Here is a 15929-nt window from a genome sequence, read left to right as displayed (position 1 = left end):
CTACCTGCGGCCCGGCCCCATTTTCCCGACATTTCCGACATTCGATAACGGAGGCCTTTCATGGAAACGGACTGGTCCGTCATCGTCGATTTTCTTCCCCAGCTTCTGGAGGGGGCGAAAACGACGGTCTACATTACGGTCGTCGGCCTGATCGGCGGCCTTTTCCTGGGCACGCTGGCCGGGCTGATGCGGGCCTATGGGGGGCGTATCCTGAACGCCATCGCATTCGCCTATATCGAGGTGATCCGCGGCACGCCCATCGTGGTGCAGGTGATGTTCCTGTATTTCGCCCTGCCCGTCCTGGCCGATCTGCGCATCGACCCGATGAGCGCGGCGGTGCTGGCGATCATCGTCAACGCCGGGGCCTATATCGCGGAAATCGTGCGCGGCGCGTTCCTGTCGATCTCCAAGGGCCTGACCGAGGCCGGGCTGGCCATCGGCCTGCCGCACTGGAAGGTGCTGGTCTATATCGTCGGGCCGCTGGCGTTTCGCCGGCTGATCCCGCCGCTTGGTAACCAGTTCATCGTCAGCCTCAAGGACACGTCGCTGTTCATCGTGATCGGCGTGGGTGAACTGACCCGCACGGGACAGGAGATCATGGCGTCGAACTTTCGCGCGGTGGAAATCTGGACGGCGGTGGCGATCATCTACCTGATCATGACCGGCACGCTGAGCCTGATCCTGCGCACCCTCGAAAAACGCATGAGAATCCTATGAGCATCATCGAATTCAAGAATACCTCCAAGCATTTCGGCCCGCTCAAGGTGCTGGACGGTGTGGACCTGTCGATCAACGCGGGCGAGGTGGTGGTGCTGGTGGGCCCGTCTGGGTCAGGCAAATCCACCCTGCTGCGCTGTATCAACGGGCTGGAAACCATCACCGGCGGCGATCTGATCGTCGACGGGCTGAGCGTCACGGGAAGCTCGAAACAATTGCGCGAAATCCGGCAGGAGGCCGGGATGGTGTTTCAGCAGTTCAACCTGTTTCCGCAGCTGACGGCACTGGAGAACGTGGCCTTCGGCCCGTCGAAAGTGCGCGGGCTGAGCAAGGCGCAGGCGCGGGAAACGGCGCTGGACCTGCTGGAAAAGGTCGGGCTGCGCGACAAGGCGGGGCATTACCCGGCGGAACTGTCGGGCGGCCAGCAACAGCGCGTGGCGATTGCCCGCGCGCTGGCGGTCAAGCCCAAGGTGATGCTGTTCGACGAACCCACCTCGGCGCTGGACCCGGAACTGAAGCAGGAAGTGCTGAACGTCATGCGGGCGCTGGCCGAGGAAGGCATGACCATGGTCGTGGTCACCCACGAGATGGGGTTTGCCAAACAGGTCGGCACGCGGCTGATCTTCATGGAGCACGGGCATATCGCCGTCGATGGCGACCCGCGCGAGGTGATCGACACGCCGCCCAACGACCGGATGAAGGATTTCCTGCAACATGTCTGAGGTCATGGCATCCGAACTGGGCCGCGTCACGGCGCGGGGCACCCCGCGCCAGATCGGCCGGACATTGGGCGAAGCGGGCCGCGACGCGGTGCGCGAGGTGTTGCTCGGGGCCGACTACTGGCAGGCGGTGACGGACCCCGCCCATGCGGGCGCGGTAGAGGTCATGGCCGAGAACGTGAAGGCCATGTTCCCGTCTGTCTGGGAGGAATTGCAGGGGCTGGCCGAGGGGCTGGAGTTGCCGCTGGAGCAGGTCGTGGCGTGGAACTGCCGGGGCGATCTGATGTCGAACGTGCCGGATGGCTGCACCACGGTGCAGATTCCCGGCGACGTGCCGGTGATCGGCCATAACGAGGACGGGCTGCCGGGGTTCCGGGGCCATGCCTTCGTGGCCGGGATCACCCCCGATGACGGCCCGGCGCTGATGTCGTTCTGTTATCCCGGCTCGATCCCCGGCCATACCTTCGCGGCCAATGCGGCGGGGCTGGTGCAGGCGGTCAACAACCTGCGGCTTCGCGGTGTTGCGCCGCAGCTGCCGCGCATGGGGCTGGGGCGTGCGGTACTGGCCTGCGAGGGGATGGACAAGGCGCTGGCGCTGCTGGCGCGGCACAATGACAGCGGCGGGTTTCACATGACGCTGGCGCAGGCGGGCGACACGCGGGTGATGAGCGTGGAGTTCGGCGGCGAGGCCTGTTCGACCCGGCAGATCGAGGCGCCTGCGGTGCATGCCAACCATGCGCTGCATATGGGCGCGCGGGCAGCGGAGCAGACGATCACCGACTCGTCGCGCGACCGGCAGGCGCGCGGGGCGCAGATGATCGGCGACGGTGTCACCGACCCGCTGCGCATCCTGCGCGATACCGGCGGGACGGGTCTGCCCATCCACCGGTGCAGCCCCGACGACCCCGACAACGAGAATACGCTTGCCACGGCCCTGTTCCGCATAGAAAAATCGTCGGTGGAGTGGAGATTGCATGACCAGACCTCGGAGCGGCCCGTCATCGAAGGGCGCTGGCCACGATCCTGACGGGGCCCTTGCCCCGCCGCAGAGCGTGCAGGATCTGCGCGACCTGATGTTGCAGGTTTCGCGCGGCGAAGCGCCGTTGTCGCTGGGACCGAAGGCACAGCAGGCGCTGGCCGATATTCTGGACCTGCGCGGCGATCCGGCCCTGTTGTCGATCACCGCGCTGGCCGAGAAACTGTCGGTCAACCCGTCCACCCTGACCCGGCTGGCGCGCAATCTGGGCTATCCCGGTTTCGGCGCGTTCCAGCAGGTGTTGCTGGATGCCTCGATGGCCGCGCCAGGGGATTTCTATACGCGGCAGGCGCAAACCGCCCTGGCGGGCGAGGATGCCAGCGGCATGGGCGGCGTCACGCGGCTGTGCCGGGAAAATCAGGCCAATATCGAGCGATTCCTCGAAGGCTGCGATATCGGGCAATTCCGCCATGCCACGGAAATGATCACCACCGCGCCGCGCGTCATGGTGCATGGAATCCGGCAGTTTCACGCCTTTGCCAGCTTTCTGGTCTACGGGCTGCGGATGATCCGCTCGGACGTGCATTTGCTGGATTCCAACGGTCTTGGCGTGGCCGAGGGGATCGCCTCGATGGAGGCAGAGGACGTTCTGGTGACGGCCAGTTGCGCACCCTATTCATTGCAGGTGGCCCAGGCCGCCAAGGCCGCGGCGGAGCGCGGTCTTGGGATCGTGGCGGTGACGGACCGGGCCAGTTCGCCACTTGCGGCGGTGTCGCAGGCGGCGGTTCTGGTGCCCCATGACACCAGTTTCCTGTCGAATTCGCTGACCACCTTCATCCTGGCCGCCGAATGCCTGATCAACGGCTGCGCCGCCGCCAGCCCCGAACGCGCCAAGCAGGCGCTGGCCGAGCGTGACCGGATGATCAAGCGCCTGAACGTGGAAATCTGAGAACGGCGTCAGACGCCGAGGTACCGGTCGGTCACATCCGGGGTCAGATCGGTGAACGCCCCCTGCCAGACATTGCGCCCCTTTTCGAGGATCACGGCGCTGTCGGCCACGTTCGACAATTCGCGGATGGATTTGTCGATCACCAGAAGGGCCATGCCGGTTTCGGCCTTGAGATGCGCGATGGCGGCCCAGATTTCGTGGCGCACCACGGGGGCCAGCCCCTCGGTCGCCTCGTCGAGGATCAGAAGGCGCGGGTTGGTCATCAGCGCGCGGCCAATGGCCAGCATCTGCTGTTCGCCCCCCGACAGCGACGCCGAAAGCTGATCCCTGCGTTCGATCAGGCGGGGAAACAGGCGGCCCACGGCGGCCATGTCCCAGGGCCCCTGACGCGCGGCGGCGATCAGGTTTTCCTGCACCGTCAGATTGGTGAAACAGCGCCGCCCCTCGGGGACAAGGCCGATGCCCGCCCGCGCCGCGCGATGCGCCGGCACCCGCGCCAGATCGCGCCCGTCGAACACGACCGCCCCGCCCTTGTGCGGCAGCAGGCGGCAGATCACCTTGACGGTGGTCGACTTGCCCATGCCGTTGCGCCCCATGAGCGCCAGAACCTGCCCCTCGCCGATCGACAGGTTGACGTCGAACAGCGCCTGGCTGGGGCCGTAAAAGGCCGAGATGCGCGACAGGGTGAGAAGGCTCATGCGTCCTCCTCCTCGCCCAGATAGGCGGTGCGGACCTCCGCGTTGGCGCGGATCTCATCGACCGTGCCGGTGGCGACGATCTGGCCGTAGACCAGAACGCTGATCCGGTCGGCGAGCGCGAAGACCGCGTCCATATCGTGTTCGATCAGCAGGATCGGGGCCTGCGCGCGCAGATCGTCCAGCATCTCCATCAACCGGCGCGAGCCATCGGCGCCAAGCCCGGCCATGGGTTCGTCCATCAGGAACACGCGCGGCGAGAGGGTCAGTGCGACGGCGACTTCGAGCTGGCGGCGCTGACCGTGCGACAGTTCGGACGTGCGCAGGGCCTGAAACTCGGTCAGCCCGACGGTGTCCAGCGCCGCGCGCGCCCGCGCGAGCAGGTCGGCATCGCGCATTACGGGACGGAAAAAGCGGTACACGCCGCCGCGCGCGCCAAGCGCCCCGAGCACCGCGTTCTGCAACACGGTGTAATCCATCGCCAGCGCGGAAATCTGGAAGGTGCGCCCCATGCCGAGCCGCGCCCGTGCGGCGGTGCTGAGGCCGGTCACGTCGCGCCCGTCAAAGATCACCTGCCCGCTGTCGGGGCGCAGCCCGCCCGCGATCTGCTGAATCAGGGTGGATTTGCCGGCGCCGTTGGGGCCGATCAGCGCGTGGATTTCGCCGGGGTGCAGCGTCAGGTCGATGTCCTGACTGGCCCTGAGCGCGCCGAAGCTCTTGTTCAGGCCGCGAATATCGAGAACCGGATCAGTCATGCGCACGCTCCCGCCCGGCCAGCAGGCCGTAAAGCCCGCCGCGCGCGAACAGCACCACGCCCAGAAGGATCGCGCCCAGGTAGATGTGCCAGAATTCGCTGAGGCCTCCGAGGCTGTGTTCCAGAACGATGAACAGGGCGGCCCCGGCCACGGGGCCGAACACCCGCCCCACCCCGCCGAGGATCACGAACACCATGATCTCGCCCGAGGTTTGCCAGGAAAACATCGTCGGGCTGACGAAACGGTTGAGATCGGCAAAGAGCGCGCCCGCCAGCCCGGTGATCGCGCCCGAGATGACAAAGGCGGTCAGGTAGAGCCGGTACGGCACCTGCCCGAGCGCCTGAACGCGCGCCTCGGATTGCCGCGCGGCGCCCAGCATCAGCCCTAAGGGCGAGCGCGACAGGCGCCAGACGATGAGCAGCACCAGAAGCAGCAGCCCGAAGCAGACGGCGAAGAACTGGATCGGGTCCATCGTGTTGAGCCCCGGAAAGCCGTTGCGCACATAGATCGACATCCCGTCCTCGCCGCCATAGGCGGGCCACGAGATGGCGAAGAAATAGAACATCTGCGCAAAGGCCAGCGTGATCATGATGAAATAGACGCCCGTCGTGCGCAGCGACAGCGCCCCGACGCCAAGCGCGGCAAGGGCCGAGGCGAGAACGGCCACCAGCCAGATCACCGGCATGGATTTGGTGCCTTCGATGGTCACGGGCCAGTCGATCAATGTGGTGTAGCTTTGCGCATGGAAGGCGAGGATGCCCATGGCATAGCCCCCCACCCCGAAAAACAGCGCGTGGCCAAGGCTGACCAGCCCGCCAAGCCCGAGCGCCACGTTCAGCCCCACCCCGGCAATGGCGAGGATCACGGCGCGGGTGGCGAGCGTGATGGTAAAGGGCTCGTCCGTGGCCTGCGCCCAAAGCGGCACGGCCAGAAGCAGCGCCAGAACCGCCGCGTTGAGAAGGGTTTCGCGCCTCATGCCGCCCGCGCCCCGAACAGGCCCTGCGGGCGGAACAGCAGAACCCCGGCCATGAGGATGTAGATCGCCATCGACGCCAGCGACGCCCCGACCGAGGTGGCCGCCGAGGGCTCCATGATCAGGCCGAAGGCCAGCGGCAGCAGGAAGCGGCCCAGTGTATCGGTGAGCCCGACAAGGATCGCGCCGATGAACGCCCCCTTGATCGAGCCGATCCCGCCGATCACGATCACCACGAAGGCAAGGATCAGGACGGGTTCGCCCATGCCGACCTGCACCGACTGGATCGCGCCGATCAGCGCCCCCGCGAACCCCGCCAGCGCCGCGCCGAGCGCGAAGACCAGCGTATAGAGGCGTGAAATGTTGACCCCGAGCGCGCCGATCATCTCACGGTCGTTTTCGCCGGCGCGGATGCGGATGCCGATGCGCGTGCGCGCGATCATCCAGAACAGCCCCGCCGCAACCGCGAGCCCGACAAGGATGATCGCCAGACGATAGCGCGAATATTCGATACCGAAGGGCAGCATGACCGTCCCCGACAGCCAGTCCGGCGTGTCCAGAAACAGCGGGAACGAGCCGAACGCCCACCGCGTACCTTCGGAAAAGATCAGGATCAGCGCGAAGGTGGCCAGCACCTGATCGAGGTGGTCGCGATCGTAAAGCCGCCGGATCACCACCATTTCCACGATCACCCCGGCCACCGCCGCCGCCACGAGGCTGGCCGCCAGCGCCAGCACGAAAGAGCCGGTCCATGCCGCCACGCCCGCGGCGGCAAAGGCCCCGACCATGTAGAGCGAACCATGCGCGAGGTTGATCAGGCCCATCACGCCGAAGATCAGGGTCAGCCCGGCCGCCATCAGAAACAGCATGACGCCGAATTGCAGCCCGTTGAGCGTCTGCTCGATCAATAGGATGGTGGACATTCTCTGCCTTGCCTGTCGTTCCCCGCCCCCGTGCCCCGCGCAAGGGTGCCCTCCTTTAGCATGCAAAGGTAAATGCCGGAAAGACCGGCATTTTGTCCGGGCGGACGTGAGAGGTCAGAATGCCTCGGGTTTGGCCTCGCGTGCCATGTGATCCAGCACCGCGTTGACGAATTTCGGCTCGCGCCCCTCGGGGTGGAAACTCTTGGCGATATCGACGAATTCCATGATCACCACCTTGGGGGGCGTGTCGGATTGCGTCAGTTCCGCCCCGGCGGCGCGGAACAGGGCGCGCAATGTCGGGTCGATCCGGTCGATGGGCCATTTGGCGACGAGCGCGCGGTCGGTCATCTGGTCGATCCTGGCCTGCCAGTTCACCGCGTCGCGCATCAGCGATTCGAACAGTTCGGGATCGCCGTCCAGCATGTCGCCTTCGTCGTAATGCGCGCCGAAGCGGTGATCTTCGAATTCGCGGATCACCTCGTCGACGGTCTGGTGGCCCGCCTCCATCTGGAAAAGCGCCTGCACGGCGTAAAGCCGCGCTGCCGAGCGCATCTTGCGCCGCTGGTTGCCGGAAACGGGTTTGTCGTCGGTCGTCATGCCTTGGGGTTGTCCTTGAGCTCGCCTGCCAGCTTGTATTCCTCGGCGGCGGGCATGAAACCCACCCCCTTGCGCCGGCCGCCCCACTTACGGGTGAGCGCGACGAGATGCAAGGCCGCAGCCGCCGCCCCGGCGCCTTTGTTCATGGCGGCGGGATCGGCGCGGACCTCGGCCTGGGTGCGGTTTTCCACGGTCAGGATGCCGTTGCCGATGCACAGGCCCTGAAGCCCCAGCAGGGTGATCCCGCGCGAACTGTCGTTGCAGACGGTTTCGTAATGGGTGGTTTCGCCCCGGATGACGCAGCCAAGCGCCACGTAGCCATCGAAATTCGACAGCCGCTCGGCGATGGTGATGGCGGTGGGGATTTCCAGCGCGCCGGGAACCTCGGTGATCTCATGGCTGCCGCCCGCCGCCTCGATCTCGGCGGTGGCCCCGGCGATCAGGTTGTCGGCGATGTCGCGATAAAACGGTGCGACCACGATCAGCAGTTTGACCGGATCGGTGAATTCGGGGCGCGGCAGGGTGTATTCTTTCTCGGCCATTGGGGATTATCCTTCGCTCAGGGGGCGGGTGCCGGTGATCGAAATGCCATAGGCATCGAGCCCCAGATACCGCGTATCGGGGCTGTCTGTCAGCAGGATCAACTCGTGCAGGCCCATGGTCGACATGATCTGCGCGCCAAGGCCGGTATGCTTGATGGTGCGCGGGGCGTCCTCGTCCTCGAGCTCCTGCGCGATGCTGGGGCGGGGCTGGCGGAACAGGAACACCGCGCCGCGCCCTTCGCGGGCGATGAGGTTCATCGCCCTGGGGATTTTCGAGGTCGGGCCGCTTTCCGTCGCGGTCAGGCCGACGCCCAGAACGTCCTCCATCACGTTGAGCGCATGGGTGCGCGCCAGAACGGGTTTCCCGTCGAAGATGTCGCCCTTGATCAGCACCACATGCTCGGTGCCGGTGATCTGGTCGGCGAACAGGCGCATGTCCCACTCGCCGCCGTGGCTGGAATGGACGGTATCGCGGCGCACCTCGCGCACGAGGTTGTCGTGCTTGTGGCGATAGGCGATGAGATCGGAGATCGTGCCGATCTTGAGGCCGTGGGTTTGCGCGAACCCGACCAGATCGGGCAGGCGTGCCATGGTGCCGTCATCGTTCATGATCTCGCAGATCACCCCGGCGGGTTTCAGCCCGGCAAGGCGCGAAATATCGACGGCGGCCTCGGTATGACCGGCGCGCACCAGAACCCCGCCATTGCGCGCGCGCAGCGGAAAGACGTGGCCCGGCGTCGCGATCTGGGCCGCACTGTTCTGTTCGTTGATCGCCACGGCCACGGTATGGGCGCGGTCGGCGGCGGAAATGCCGGTGGTCACGCCCTCGCGCGCCTCGATCGACACGGTAAAGGCGGTTTCCATGCGCGAGGAATTGTTGACCGCCATCATCGGCAGGCCCAACTGGCCGATGCGCTCGGCGGTCATCGGCAGGCAGATCAGGCCGCGTCCGTGGGTGGCCATGAAATTGACCGCCTCGGGGGTGGCGAATTCGGCGGCGATGACCAGATCGCCCTCGTTCTCGCGGTCCTCGTGATCGACAAGGATGAACATCCGGCCGGCGCGGGCCTCGGCGATGATCTCTTCGGTGGGCGCGATATGCGCGCTCAGGCTTTGTTCAACCTCGCCCGGTTGTTCGAAGGGGACGGTATCGGACATGGCAGCGTTCCTCGGAGTTCCTTGGCCTGCGGGATAGCGCAGCCTGTGCGCCTTGGCCAGAGGGGATGCCGAAATCGGCGCCGGTACGCGAGACTAATGCATGCGCTTGCGGATGCGGTGCACCAGCCACCACACCGCCGCCACGACGAAGGGCGTCGCAATGGCCATCAGCATGCCCTTGCTCAGGTCCAGCGGCCCGGCCAGCGGGTAGACCAGATAGCCCACCAGCGACACGGCATAGTAACTGATCGCGACCACCGACAGCCCTTCGACCGTCTTTTGCAGGCGCAACTGCATGTCGGCGCGGCGGTCCATGCTTTCGAGCAGGGCCTGGTTCTGCGCACTGCGCTCCACATCGACACGGGTGCGCAGCAATTCGCCCGCGCGCATCGCCCGGTCGGCCATGGCGTTCAGCCGCTCGCGGCTGGATTGCACCGTGCGCATCGCCGGATCGTAGCGGCGCATCATGAATTCCGAGAATGTCTGCCGCCCCTCGAAACGCTGCTCGCGCAGAACCTCGATACGCTGCTGCACGATGCTTTTATAGGCCTCGGTCGCGCCGAACCGGTAGGAGGATTGCGCCACCATGCTTTCCAGTTCGGCCGAGATCGACAGCAGGCTTTTCAGCGTATCCTCGGCGCGGGTGGCCTCGCCGGTCATGTCGCCGATCATGCCGCTCAGTTGCGCGTCCAGTTCGCCCATGCGCGGGCTCATCTCGCGGGCACGGGAAAAGCCCAGCATCGACATGGATTTGTAGGTTTCGATCTCGCACAGGCGCTGCACGACGCGGCCGATCCGCCGCTCGCCCGTGTCGGGGGCGACCGTCACCGCAAAACGCAGATGCCCCGCCGGGTCGATGCGGAAATCGCCCGCGACCACGGCGGCATCGTCCAGAACACGGGCCACGGCCACGCTTTCGGCCACGAACCAATCGGTGATCTGATCGCGGGTGGTGTCGGTATCCTTCCACGGGGTGATGCGGATCAGGGCAGAGGTCATGCGCACGCCCGGCGCCTCGGCCAGCCAGTCCTCGGGGAACACCTCGAAATCCGCCGGATCGAAGGGGCGCGAACTCAGCCCGTCGGTATAGGCGGTGTAGGTGACGAACTCGGTATGGCTTTCCCATTTCAGGGTATGGCGCCCGATGCGTCCGAAATAATGGGTCGCGCCCGGTTGCGGATGCGGCGCGCCGTGCCGGTCCAGAAGCGCGATCAGATGCTCCATATCCGCCGCGCGATCCCGCGCCGCCGCGCCTTCGGGCCGCTTGATCGCCAGATAGGCGGCGGTCGAGGGCGCGCGCATCGACGGGAACGGGCGCGCGTGCAGCTCGTTCGCAAGGCGATAGCGCAGCGGGTGGTCTTCGATCTGCGGCATGGGGCGCGGTCTCCGGGGGCGGTTTGGTGCAGGGTAACGCGGGCGCCCCTTTAGTAAAACCGATTTTTGGTGTCAAACCAAGGATTTACGAGGATACAACGGTATACCGCACAGGGGTTGGGCATCTCTGGCCCCTGGCTTGATGCGCTGGCGCGGAGTCAAGGGCGAAGCCCGCCGCGCCAAAGCCGACGCGCCCGGACGCATCGTCTTTGGCGCGGCTTATCGCATCCCCTTCGCAGTAAAAAGGGCGCCCGGATGGGGCGCCCTTTCCAATCTTCGCGGCCGCAAGGCTCAGTCGATCTTGGGCAGGAGGCTCGACATGCTGTCCTTGGCGTCGCCATAGAACATGCGGGTGTTGTCCTTGAAGAACAGCGGGTTTTCGATGCCCGAATACCCGGTGCCCTGCCCGCGCTTGGACACGAAGACCTGTTTCGCCTTCCACACCTCCAGCACCGGCATCCCGGCGATGGGGCTGTTGGGGTCGTCCTGCGCGGCGGGGTTCACGATGTCGTTCGAGCCGATGACGATCACCACGTCGGTGTCGGGGAAATCCTCGTTGATCTCGTCCATTTCCAGGACGATGTCATAAGGCACCTTCGCCTCGGCCAGCAGCACGTTCATGTGCCCCGGCAGACGGCCCGCGACGGGGTGAATGGCGAACCGCACGGTCTTGCCCTTGGCGCGCAGCTTGTTGGTCAGTTCGCTGACCGCCTGCTGGGCCTGCGCCACCGCCATGCCGTAGCCCGGCACGATGACGATGCTGTCGGCATCGTTCAAGGCCTGCGCCACGCCGTCGGCGTCGATGGCGACCTGTTCGCCCTCGACCTCGGCCGCCGGGCCGCTGGCGCCGCCGAAACCGCCAAGGATCACCGACACGAAATGCCGGTTCATCGCCTTGCACATGATGTAGCTGAGGATCGCACCCGACGAGCCGACAAGCGCGCCCACCACGATCAGCAGGTCATTGCCGAGGCTGAAGCCGATGGCCGCCGCCGCCCAGCCCGAGTAGCTGTTGAGCATCGACACGACCACGGGCATGTCGGCCCCGCCGATCCCCATGATCAGGTGATAGCCGATGAAGAAGGCCAGCAGCGTCATGATGACCAGCGGCAGCATGCCTCCGGTGTTGAAGTACCAGATCAGGCAGATGACCGAGATCAGCGCCGCCCCGGCATTGAGCGCATGACCCCCCGGCAGCTTGGTGGCCGCCGACGTGACCTTGCCCGCCAGTTTGCCGAAGGCCACGACCGAGCCGGTAAAGGTGATCGCCCCGATGAAGATGCCGAGGAACAGTTCGACCCGCAGGATCGAGATTTCCACCGCATCCTTCCTGGCGATCAGCGCGGCGAAGCCCTCCAGCGATGTGCGCGCCGTTTCGTCCATGGCCATGACCCGGCCCAGTTCGATATCGGCGTTGAAGCCCACGAACACGGCGGCCAGACCCACGAGGCTGTGCATCGCCGCGACGAGCTGCGGCATTTCCGTCATCTGCACCCGCTTGGCCACGACCCAGCCGATGGCCCCGCCGCCCGCGATAAGGAGCAGCGACAGCAGCCACAGGCCCGAGCCCGGCCCGATCAGCGTGGCGATCACGGCCAGCGCCATGCCCGCCATGCCGTACCAGACGGCGCGCTTGGCGCTTTCCTGTCCCGACAGGCCACCCAGGCTGAGGATGAAGAGGACAGCCGCAACCACATATGCGGCAGTAGTGAAACCGAAATCCATTATCCTCTACTCCTCACGATTTCTGGAACATGGCGAGCATGCGCCGGGTGACAAGGAAACCGCCGAAGATGTTGATCCCGGCCATGAACACCGACAGCGCGGCCAGCAGGATCACGAGGAACGACCCCGAGCCGATCTGCATCAGCGCGCCCAGAATGATGATCGACGAAATGGCGTTGGTGATCGCCATCAGCGGCGTGTGCAGGCTGTGGCTGACGTTCCAGATCACCTGGAAGCCGACGAACACCGCCAGCACGAAGACGATGAAATGCTGCATGAAGCTGGCCGGGGCCACGAGCCCCACCCCCAGCAACAGCACCGCGCCCACGCTCAGCAGCGTGACCTGTTGCCTGGTCTGCTGTTTGAACGCCGCCAGTTCCTGCGCCCTGCGCTCTTCCGGGGTCAGTTCCTTGGGCGCTTCTTTCCTGGGCTGCGCGGCGATCGCGGCCACCTTGGGCGGCGGCGGCGGGAAGGTCACCTCGCCCGCATGGGCCACGGTGGCGCCACGGATCACGTCGTCTTCCATGTCGTGATTGACCTGCCCGTCCTTTTCGGGCGTCAGGTCGGTCATCATATGGCGGATGTTGGTGGCGTAGAGGCTGGAGGATTGCGTCGCCATGCGCGACGGGAAATCGGTATAACCGATGATCGTCACGCCGTTGTCGGTGACGATCTTGTCGTCCTTGACCGTCAGCTTGCAGTTGCCGCCCTTTTCGGCGGCCAGGTCGACGATCACGCTGCCGGGTTTCATCGACTTGACCATGTCCTCGGTCCACAGTTCCGGCGCTTCGCGGTTGGGGATCAGGGCGGTGGTGATGACGATATCCATCTCGGGCGCCAGTTCGCGGAACTTGGCAAGCTGCGCCTCGCGGAACTCGGGGCTGGAGGGCGCGGCATAGCCGCCGGTGCCCGACCCGTCCTGCTGTTCTTCCTCGAAGTCCAGATAGACGAACTCGGCCCCCATGCTTTCGACCTGTTCGGCCACTTCGGGGCGCACGTCGAAGGCATAGGTGATCGCGCCAAGGCTGGTCGAGGTGCCGATGGCGGCCAGACCGGCCACACCGGCGCCCACGATCAGAACCTTCGCCGGGGGCACCTTGCCCGCCGCCGTCACCTGACCGGTGAAGAACCGGCCAAAGTTGTTCCCGGCCTCGATCACCGCGCGATACCCGGCGATGTTCGCCATCGACGACAGCGCATCCATCTTCTGGGCGCGCGAAATCCGCGGCACCATGTCCATGGCGATGACGCTGGTGCCTTTCTCGGCAAGCTGCTGCATCTGCTCTTCGTTCTGGGCGGGCCAGAAGAACGAGATCAGCAACTGATCCTTGCGCAGGCGCTTGGCCTCGGTGTCGTTGGGCGGGCGCACCTTGGCGACGATATCCGCCGCCTTGTAGAGCGCCGCAGCGGATTTGATCACCTCGACGCCGGCCTCCTTGTAGGCCGCGTCCGAGAACCCGGCCGCCTTGCCGGCCCCGGCCTCGATGGCGCAGTCATAGCCCAGCTTTTGCAGTTGAAGCGCAGAGTCCGGCGTCATCGCGACCCGCGCCTCGCCCTCCATCACTTCTTTCGGTGTTCCGATTTTCAAAGTTGTGTCCCCCGTCTCGGTTTATCCTGTTCCAAGGCCATTTCCGGCCCGTTTCCCTGCGTGAACTTGCTTCTTGCAGGGTTATTTCACATTTTTCCACCGGTTTCGATGCAAGGAATGTCGCATCTGGTCAAATCCAACGTCGCGTCTTTTGGCAATAGCGCGCAAATTCCATGCCGAATTTCCGGCGCATCCGGTCTTCTTCGGGTTCGATGAACCGCTTTTCGACGATCCAGACGAAAACCGGAACCAGCGGCAGCGACAGCACCGCATCCCACCGCAGGATCAGCCCCAGAAGAATCAGCGCATCGCCCATGTAGATCGGGTTGCGGGTGCGGCTGAAAATGCCGGTCTGCACCAGTCTTTCGGGGGTTTCATGCGGGATGATCGTGGTGCGGTGGCGGCGCATCTCGGCAAAGGCTAGCACCATCAGGATCAGCCCCCCGCCAACCAGAATCCCGCCCGCGAAATCCGCCCATGCCCCACCAAAAGACAGGCCAAGCGCATATTGGCTGGCCTGAAGCCAGGCCAGCACCAGACAGGCCAGCAACCACACCGGCGGCATGTCGATCCATTTCAGCACAGGGCGTTCACCGTGCCCCCGGCAAAGACATGGCGTTTCGGCAAACGCGGCATCATTCCCATTCCATTTCCTCGAAAACGCGACCTGCGTTCTTTGTGGCCAGTTCTTCGTAAGTGTCCAGATGTTTCCACCGTGACTGATCGACGTAATAGGCATCCGACAACTCGCCGCCATTGTCGATATGTTCCCCGATCTTCGCGCGCAGATCCTTGAGATACCCCGTGGTGCCGATGGTCACCGATTCCATGTTGGTCGGGTGGCCATGGCCGGGAATCACATAGGTCGCGCCCAGTTCGGTGAACGGCCCGTCGAAGGTTTCGATCCAGCAACTCGTGCAGGCGCCTGCGAAAATCGGCGGCATGCGTTCGTGAAACGCGATGTCACCGGCGATCACGATGTCCCATTGCGGAATCCAGACCTGCGTGTCGCCGGGACCATGCGCCGGACCGAGGTGCAGGATGTGAAAGGTCACATCGCCCATCTCGACGATCTTTTCGTCCTCGAAACTCAGGTTGGGGATCACGACGCTGGTGCCTTCGGCCTTGTCCTTGTTGTAGCCCTGCATGGACTGAAGGATGAAATCGCCCTCTTCTTCGATCTCGTGAATGGCGTCTTCATGGGCCAGGATATCGACGCCCTGCCCGGCCCAGTAGGAATTGCCCAGCATGGCGTGGCCCTGCCCGTTTTCGTTGATCACCAGTTTGACCGGCTGATCGGTCACGGCCTTGATCTCGTCATGCAGGGCCCTGGCCAGACGATAGGACGCGCCGCCATTGATCACCACCACCCCGTCGCCGGTGACGACGAAGCTCAGGTTGTTGTTGTGGCCGGAGTTTTCATAAGTGGGCGGGGCCGTCGCGCCGATGGCCGAATAGACATGCGGGATGAATTCATAGGGTTTGGAATACAGCTCGGATTGCGGGTACTGATCGGCGATATCCTCGGATGCCAGAGCGGGCGCGGCAATAGCCGCCGCCGCGAGGGCTGCGAAAATCGGTTTCATGACGTCCTCCCTTGAAACTGTCGCGCGATCCTACGCATTCACCTTCGTGAATGTCTAGCGGCTGTATTTCTCAATTGGATCGACTACACCATTCTTTCCGGGATGTGCAGGGTGCAACGCAAGCTATAGGCCGAGCCTGTCAGCCAGCCGGTCACGCACAGGGGAGGGCTTGCCGGTGCCCGGCCTGTTTGACCCGCCCTCTTGCGGTGCCCCGCACCGACGCGATACCGACATGATACCGACACAATACCGATGCCGCTTTTCCGGTTAACCAAGGCCCCTGCCCCATGATGACACGCACCCGTTTCAATGCCTTCTGCGGCGGCCTTCCGGCCGCCGAGCATGTTGTGCAATGGGGCAATGCCGATGTCTGGAAGGTGGGCGGCAAGGTCTTTGCCATCGGTGGCTGGAACGAAGGACAGGATGCCTTCACCTTCAAGGTCACGCCGCTGGCCTACGAGGTGCTGCGCGATCAGCCCGGCATCCGCCCCGCGCCCTATCTGGCCTCGCGCGGAATGACGTGGCTACAGGTCCATGATGACCCCGGCCTGCCCGATGCCGAACTGGAATCACACCTGCGCGCCTCTTACAATATGGCCTTGAAACGACTGACAAAAAAGGCGCGGATCGCCTTGGGGCTGGAGACCTGATT

The 15929-nt window shown here is 64.8% G+C and carries 17 protein-coding genes; 5 read left to right on the top strand and 12 right to left on the bottom strand.

Annotated elements, in window-relative coordinates; genetic code table 11:
- Positions 1 to 60: 60 nt before the first annotated feature.
- The 4 genes from glnP to BUB53_RS10800 are packed head-to-tail and all read left to right on the top strand — an operon-like array spanning position 61 to position 3361.
- A complete protein-coding gene (gene glnP, locus BUB53_RS10815; RefSeq protein WP_073034779.1) occupies positions 61 to 717 on the top strand; it encodes a glutamine ABC transporter permease GlnP in 657 nt (218 codons plus the stop codon).
- The gene (gene glnQ / locus BUB53_RS10810) at positions 714 to 1439 is read left to right on the top strand and encodes a glutamine ABC transporter ATP-binding protein GlnQ (RefSeq protein ID WP_073034778.1); all 726 of its coding nucleotides are present in this window, start codon (positions 714 to 716) and stop codon (positions 1437 to 1439) included. The genes glnP and glnQ overlap by 4 nt, the downstream gene beginning before the upstream one ends.
- Positions 1432 to 2463, top strand: a complete 1032-nt coding sequence (locus BUB53_RS10805; RefSeq protein ID WP_073034777.1) for a C45 family autoproteolytic acyltransferase/hydolase — start codon at positions 1432 to 1434, stop codon at positions 2461 to 2463. The genes glnQ and BUB53_RS10805 overlap by 8 nt, the downstream gene beginning before the upstream one ends.
- The gene (locus BUB53_RS10800; RefSeq protein WP_073034776.1) at positions 2411 to 3361 is read left to right on the top strand and encodes a MurR/RpiR family transcriptional regulator; all 951 of its coding nucleotides are present in this window, start codon (positions 2411 to 2413) and stop codon (positions 3359 to 3361) included. Before BUB53_RS10805 ends, BUB53_RS10800 begins: the two co-directional genes overlap by 53 nt.
- Positions 3362 to 3369: 8 nt before the next feature.
- Here the strand turns inward: BUB53_RS10800 and BUB53_RS10795 are convergent, their stop codons facing one another.
- The 12 genes from BUB53_RS10795 to BUB53_RS10740 all read right to left on the bottom strand — a co-directional run bounded on the left by BUB53_RS10795 (position 3370) and on the right by BUB53_RS10740 (position 15277).
- On the bottom strand, positions 3370 to 4059 hold the full coding sequence (locus tag BUB53_RS10795) for an ABC transporter ATP-binding protein (protein ID WP_073034775.1): 690 nt from the start codon (positions 4057 to 4059) through the stop codon (positions 3370 to 3372).
- A complete protein-coding gene (locus tag BUB53_RS10790; protein ID WP_073034774.1) occupies positions 4056 to 4811 on the bottom strand; it encodes an ABC transporter ATP-binding protein in 756 nt (251 codons plus the stop codon). Before BUB53_RS10790 ends, BUB53_RS10795 begins: the two co-directional genes overlap by 4 nt.
- Positions 4804 to 5787 carry a branched-chain amino acid ABC transporter permease gene (locus tag BUB53_RS10785; protein WP_073034773.1) on the bottom strand — a complete coding sequence of 328 codons (984 nt, stop codon included), beginning with the start codon at positions 5785 to 5787 and terminating at the stop codon, positions 4804 to 4806. The genes BUB53_RS10790 and BUB53_RS10785 overlap by 8 nt, the downstream gene beginning before the upstream one ends.
- The gene (locus BUB53_RS10780; protein WP_073034772.1) at positions 5784 to 6707 is read right to left on the bottom strand and encodes a branched-chain amino acid ABC transporter permease; all 924 of its coding nucleotides are present in this window, start codon (positions 6705 to 6707) and stop codon (positions 5784 to 5786) included. The genes BUB53_RS10785 and BUB53_RS10780 overlap by 4 nt, the downstream gene beginning before the upstream one ends.
- 114 nt (positions 6708 to 6821) lie before the next feature.
- A complete protein-coding gene (gene nusB / locus BUB53_RS10775) occupies positions 6822 to 7304 on the bottom strand; it encodes a transcription antitermination factor NusB (RefSeq protein WP_073034771.1) in 483 nt (160 codons plus the stop codon).
- Positions 7301 to 7846, bottom strand: a complete 546-nt coding sequence (locus BUB53_RS10770; protein WP_073034770.1) for a 6,7-dimethyl-8-ribityllumazine synthase — start codon at positions 7844 to 7846, stop codon at positions 7301 to 7303. The genes nusB and BUB53_RS10770 overlap by 4 nt, the downstream gene beginning before the upstream one ends.
- A gap of 6 nt (positions 7847 to 7852) precedes the next feature.
- Positions 7853 to 9004: a 3,4-dihydroxy-2-butanone-4-phosphate synthase gene (gene ribB / locus BUB53_RS10765; protein ID WP_073034769.1), complete on the bottom strand. Its 1152-nt coding sequence runs from the start codon at positions 9002 to 9004 to the stop codon at positions 7853 to 7855.
- A gap of 93 nt (positions 9005 to 9097) precedes the next feature.
- Positions 9098 to 10378 carry a DUF3422 family protein gene (locus BUB53_RS10760; RefSeq protein ID WP_073034768.1) on the bottom strand — a complete coding sequence of 427 codons (1281 nt, stop codon included), beginning with the start codon at positions 10376 to 10378 and terminating at the stop codon, positions 9098 to 9100.
- A 291-nt stretch (positions 10379 to 10669) separates the two neighbouring features.
- Entirely contained in the window at positions 10670 to 12103 is a 1434-nt protein-coding gene (locus BUB53_RS10755) for an NAD(P)(+) transhydrogenase (Re/Si-specific) subunit beta (protein WP_073034767.1), read from the bottom strand.
- Positions 12104 to 12116: 13 nt separating this feature from the next.
- Positions 12117 to 13691: a Re/Si-specific NAD(P)(+) transhydrogenase subunit alpha gene (locus BUB53_RS10750; protein WP_073034766.1), complete on the bottom strand. Its 1575-nt coding sequence runs from the start codon at positions 13689 to 13691 to the stop codon at positions 12117 to 12119.
- A gap of 130 nt (positions 13692 to 13821) precedes the next feature.
- On the bottom strand, positions 13822 to 14256 hold the full coding sequence (locus BUB53_RS10745) for a methyltransferase family protein (RefSeq protein ID WP_073034917.1): 435 nt from the start codon (positions 14254 to 14256) through the stop codon (positions 13822 to 13824).
- Positions 14257 to 14326: 70 nt separating this feature from the next.
- Positions 14327 to 15277: an MBL fold metallo-hydrolase gene (locus BUB53_RS10740; protein WP_073034765.1), complete on the bottom strand. Its 951-nt coding sequence runs from the start codon at positions 15275 to 15277 to the stop codon at positions 14327 to 14329.
- A 290-nt stretch (positions 15278 to 15567) separates the two neighbouring features.
- Between BUB53_RS10740 and BUB53_RS10735 the strand changes: the two genes are divergently transcribed.
- Positions 15568 to 15927, top strand: coding sequence for an MmcQ/YjbR family DNA-binding protein (locus tag BUB53_RS10735; RefSeq protein WP_073034916.1), 360 nt, complete (start codon positions 15568 to 15570; stop codon positions 15925 to 15927).
- The last annotated feature ends 2 nt before the right edge of the window (positions 15928 to 15929 follow it).

Origin of the sequence: Roseovarius pacificus (assembly GCF_900142665.1) — a bacterium.
Lineage (GTDB): Bacteria > Pseudomonadota > Alphaproteobacteria > Rhodobacterales > Rhodobacteraceae > Roseovarius > Roseovarius pacificus.
Note: the sequence above shows the minus strand (reverse complement) of the source record. Positions and strands in the feature narration are given on the sequence as shown.

Coding starts and splice junctions, on each gene's coding strand:
- glnP (WP_073034779.1), top strand. CDS start 61: ATGGAAACGGACTGGTCCGTCATCGTCGATTTTCTTCCCCAGCTTCTG.
- glnQ (WP_073034778.1), top strand. CDS start 714: ATGAGCATCATCGAATTCAAGAATACCTCCAAGCATTTCGGCCCGCTC.
- BUB53_RS10805 (WP_073034777.1), top strand. CDS start 1,432: ATGTCTGAGGTCATGGCATCCGAACTGGGCCGCGTCACGGCGCGGGGC.
- BUB53_RS10800 (WP_073034776.1), top strand. CDS start 2,411: ATGACCAGACCTCGGAGCGGCCCGTCATCGAAGGGCGCTGGCCACGAT.
- BUB53_RS10795 (WP_073034775.1), bottom strand. CDS start 4,059: ATGAGCCTTCTCACCCTGTCGCGCATCTCGGCCTTTTACGGCCCCAGC.
- BUB53_RS10790 (WP_073034774.1), bottom strand. CDS start 4,811: ATGACTGATCCGGTTCTCGATATTCGCGGCCTGAACAAGAGCTTCGGC.
- BUB53_RS10785 (WP_073034773.1), bottom strand. CDS start 5,787: ATGAGGCGCGAAACCCTTCTCAACGCGGCGGTTCTGGCGCTGCTTCTG.
- BUB53_RS10780 (WP_073034772.1), bottom strand. CDS start 6,707: ATGTCCACCATCCTATTGATCGAGCAGACGCTCAACGGGCTGCAATTC.
- nusB (WP_073034771.1), bottom strand. CDS start 7,304: ATGACGACCGACGACAAACCCGTTTCCGGCAACCAGCGGCGCAAGATG.
- BUB53_RS10770 (WP_073034770.1), bottom strand. CDS start 7,846: ATGGCCGAGAAAGAATACACCCTGCCGCGCCCCGAATTCACCGATCCG.
- ribB (WP_073034769.1), bottom strand. CDS start 9,004: ATGTCCGATACCGTCCCCTTCGAACAACCGGGCGAGGTTGAACAAAGC.
- BUB53_RS10760 (WP_073034768.1), bottom strand. CDS start 10,378: ATGCCGCAGATCGAAGACCACCCGCTGCGCTATCGCCTTGCGAACGAG.
- BUB53_RS10755 (WP_073034767.1), bottom strand. CDS start 12,103: ATGGATTTCGGTTTCACTACTGCCGCATATGTGGTTGCGGCTGTCCTC.
- BUB53_RS10745 (WP_073034917.1), bottom strand. CDS start 14,256: ATGCCGCCGGTGTGGTTGCTGGCCTGTCTGGTGCTGGCCTGGCTTCAG.
- BUB53_RS10740 (WP_073034765.1), bottom strand. CDS start 15,277: ATGAAACCGATTTTCGCAGCCCTCGCGGCGGCGGCTATTGCCGCGCCC.
- BUB53_RS10735 (WP_073034916.1), top strand. CDS start 15,568: ATGACACGCACCCGTTTCAATGCCTTCTGCGGCGGCCTTCCGGCCGCC.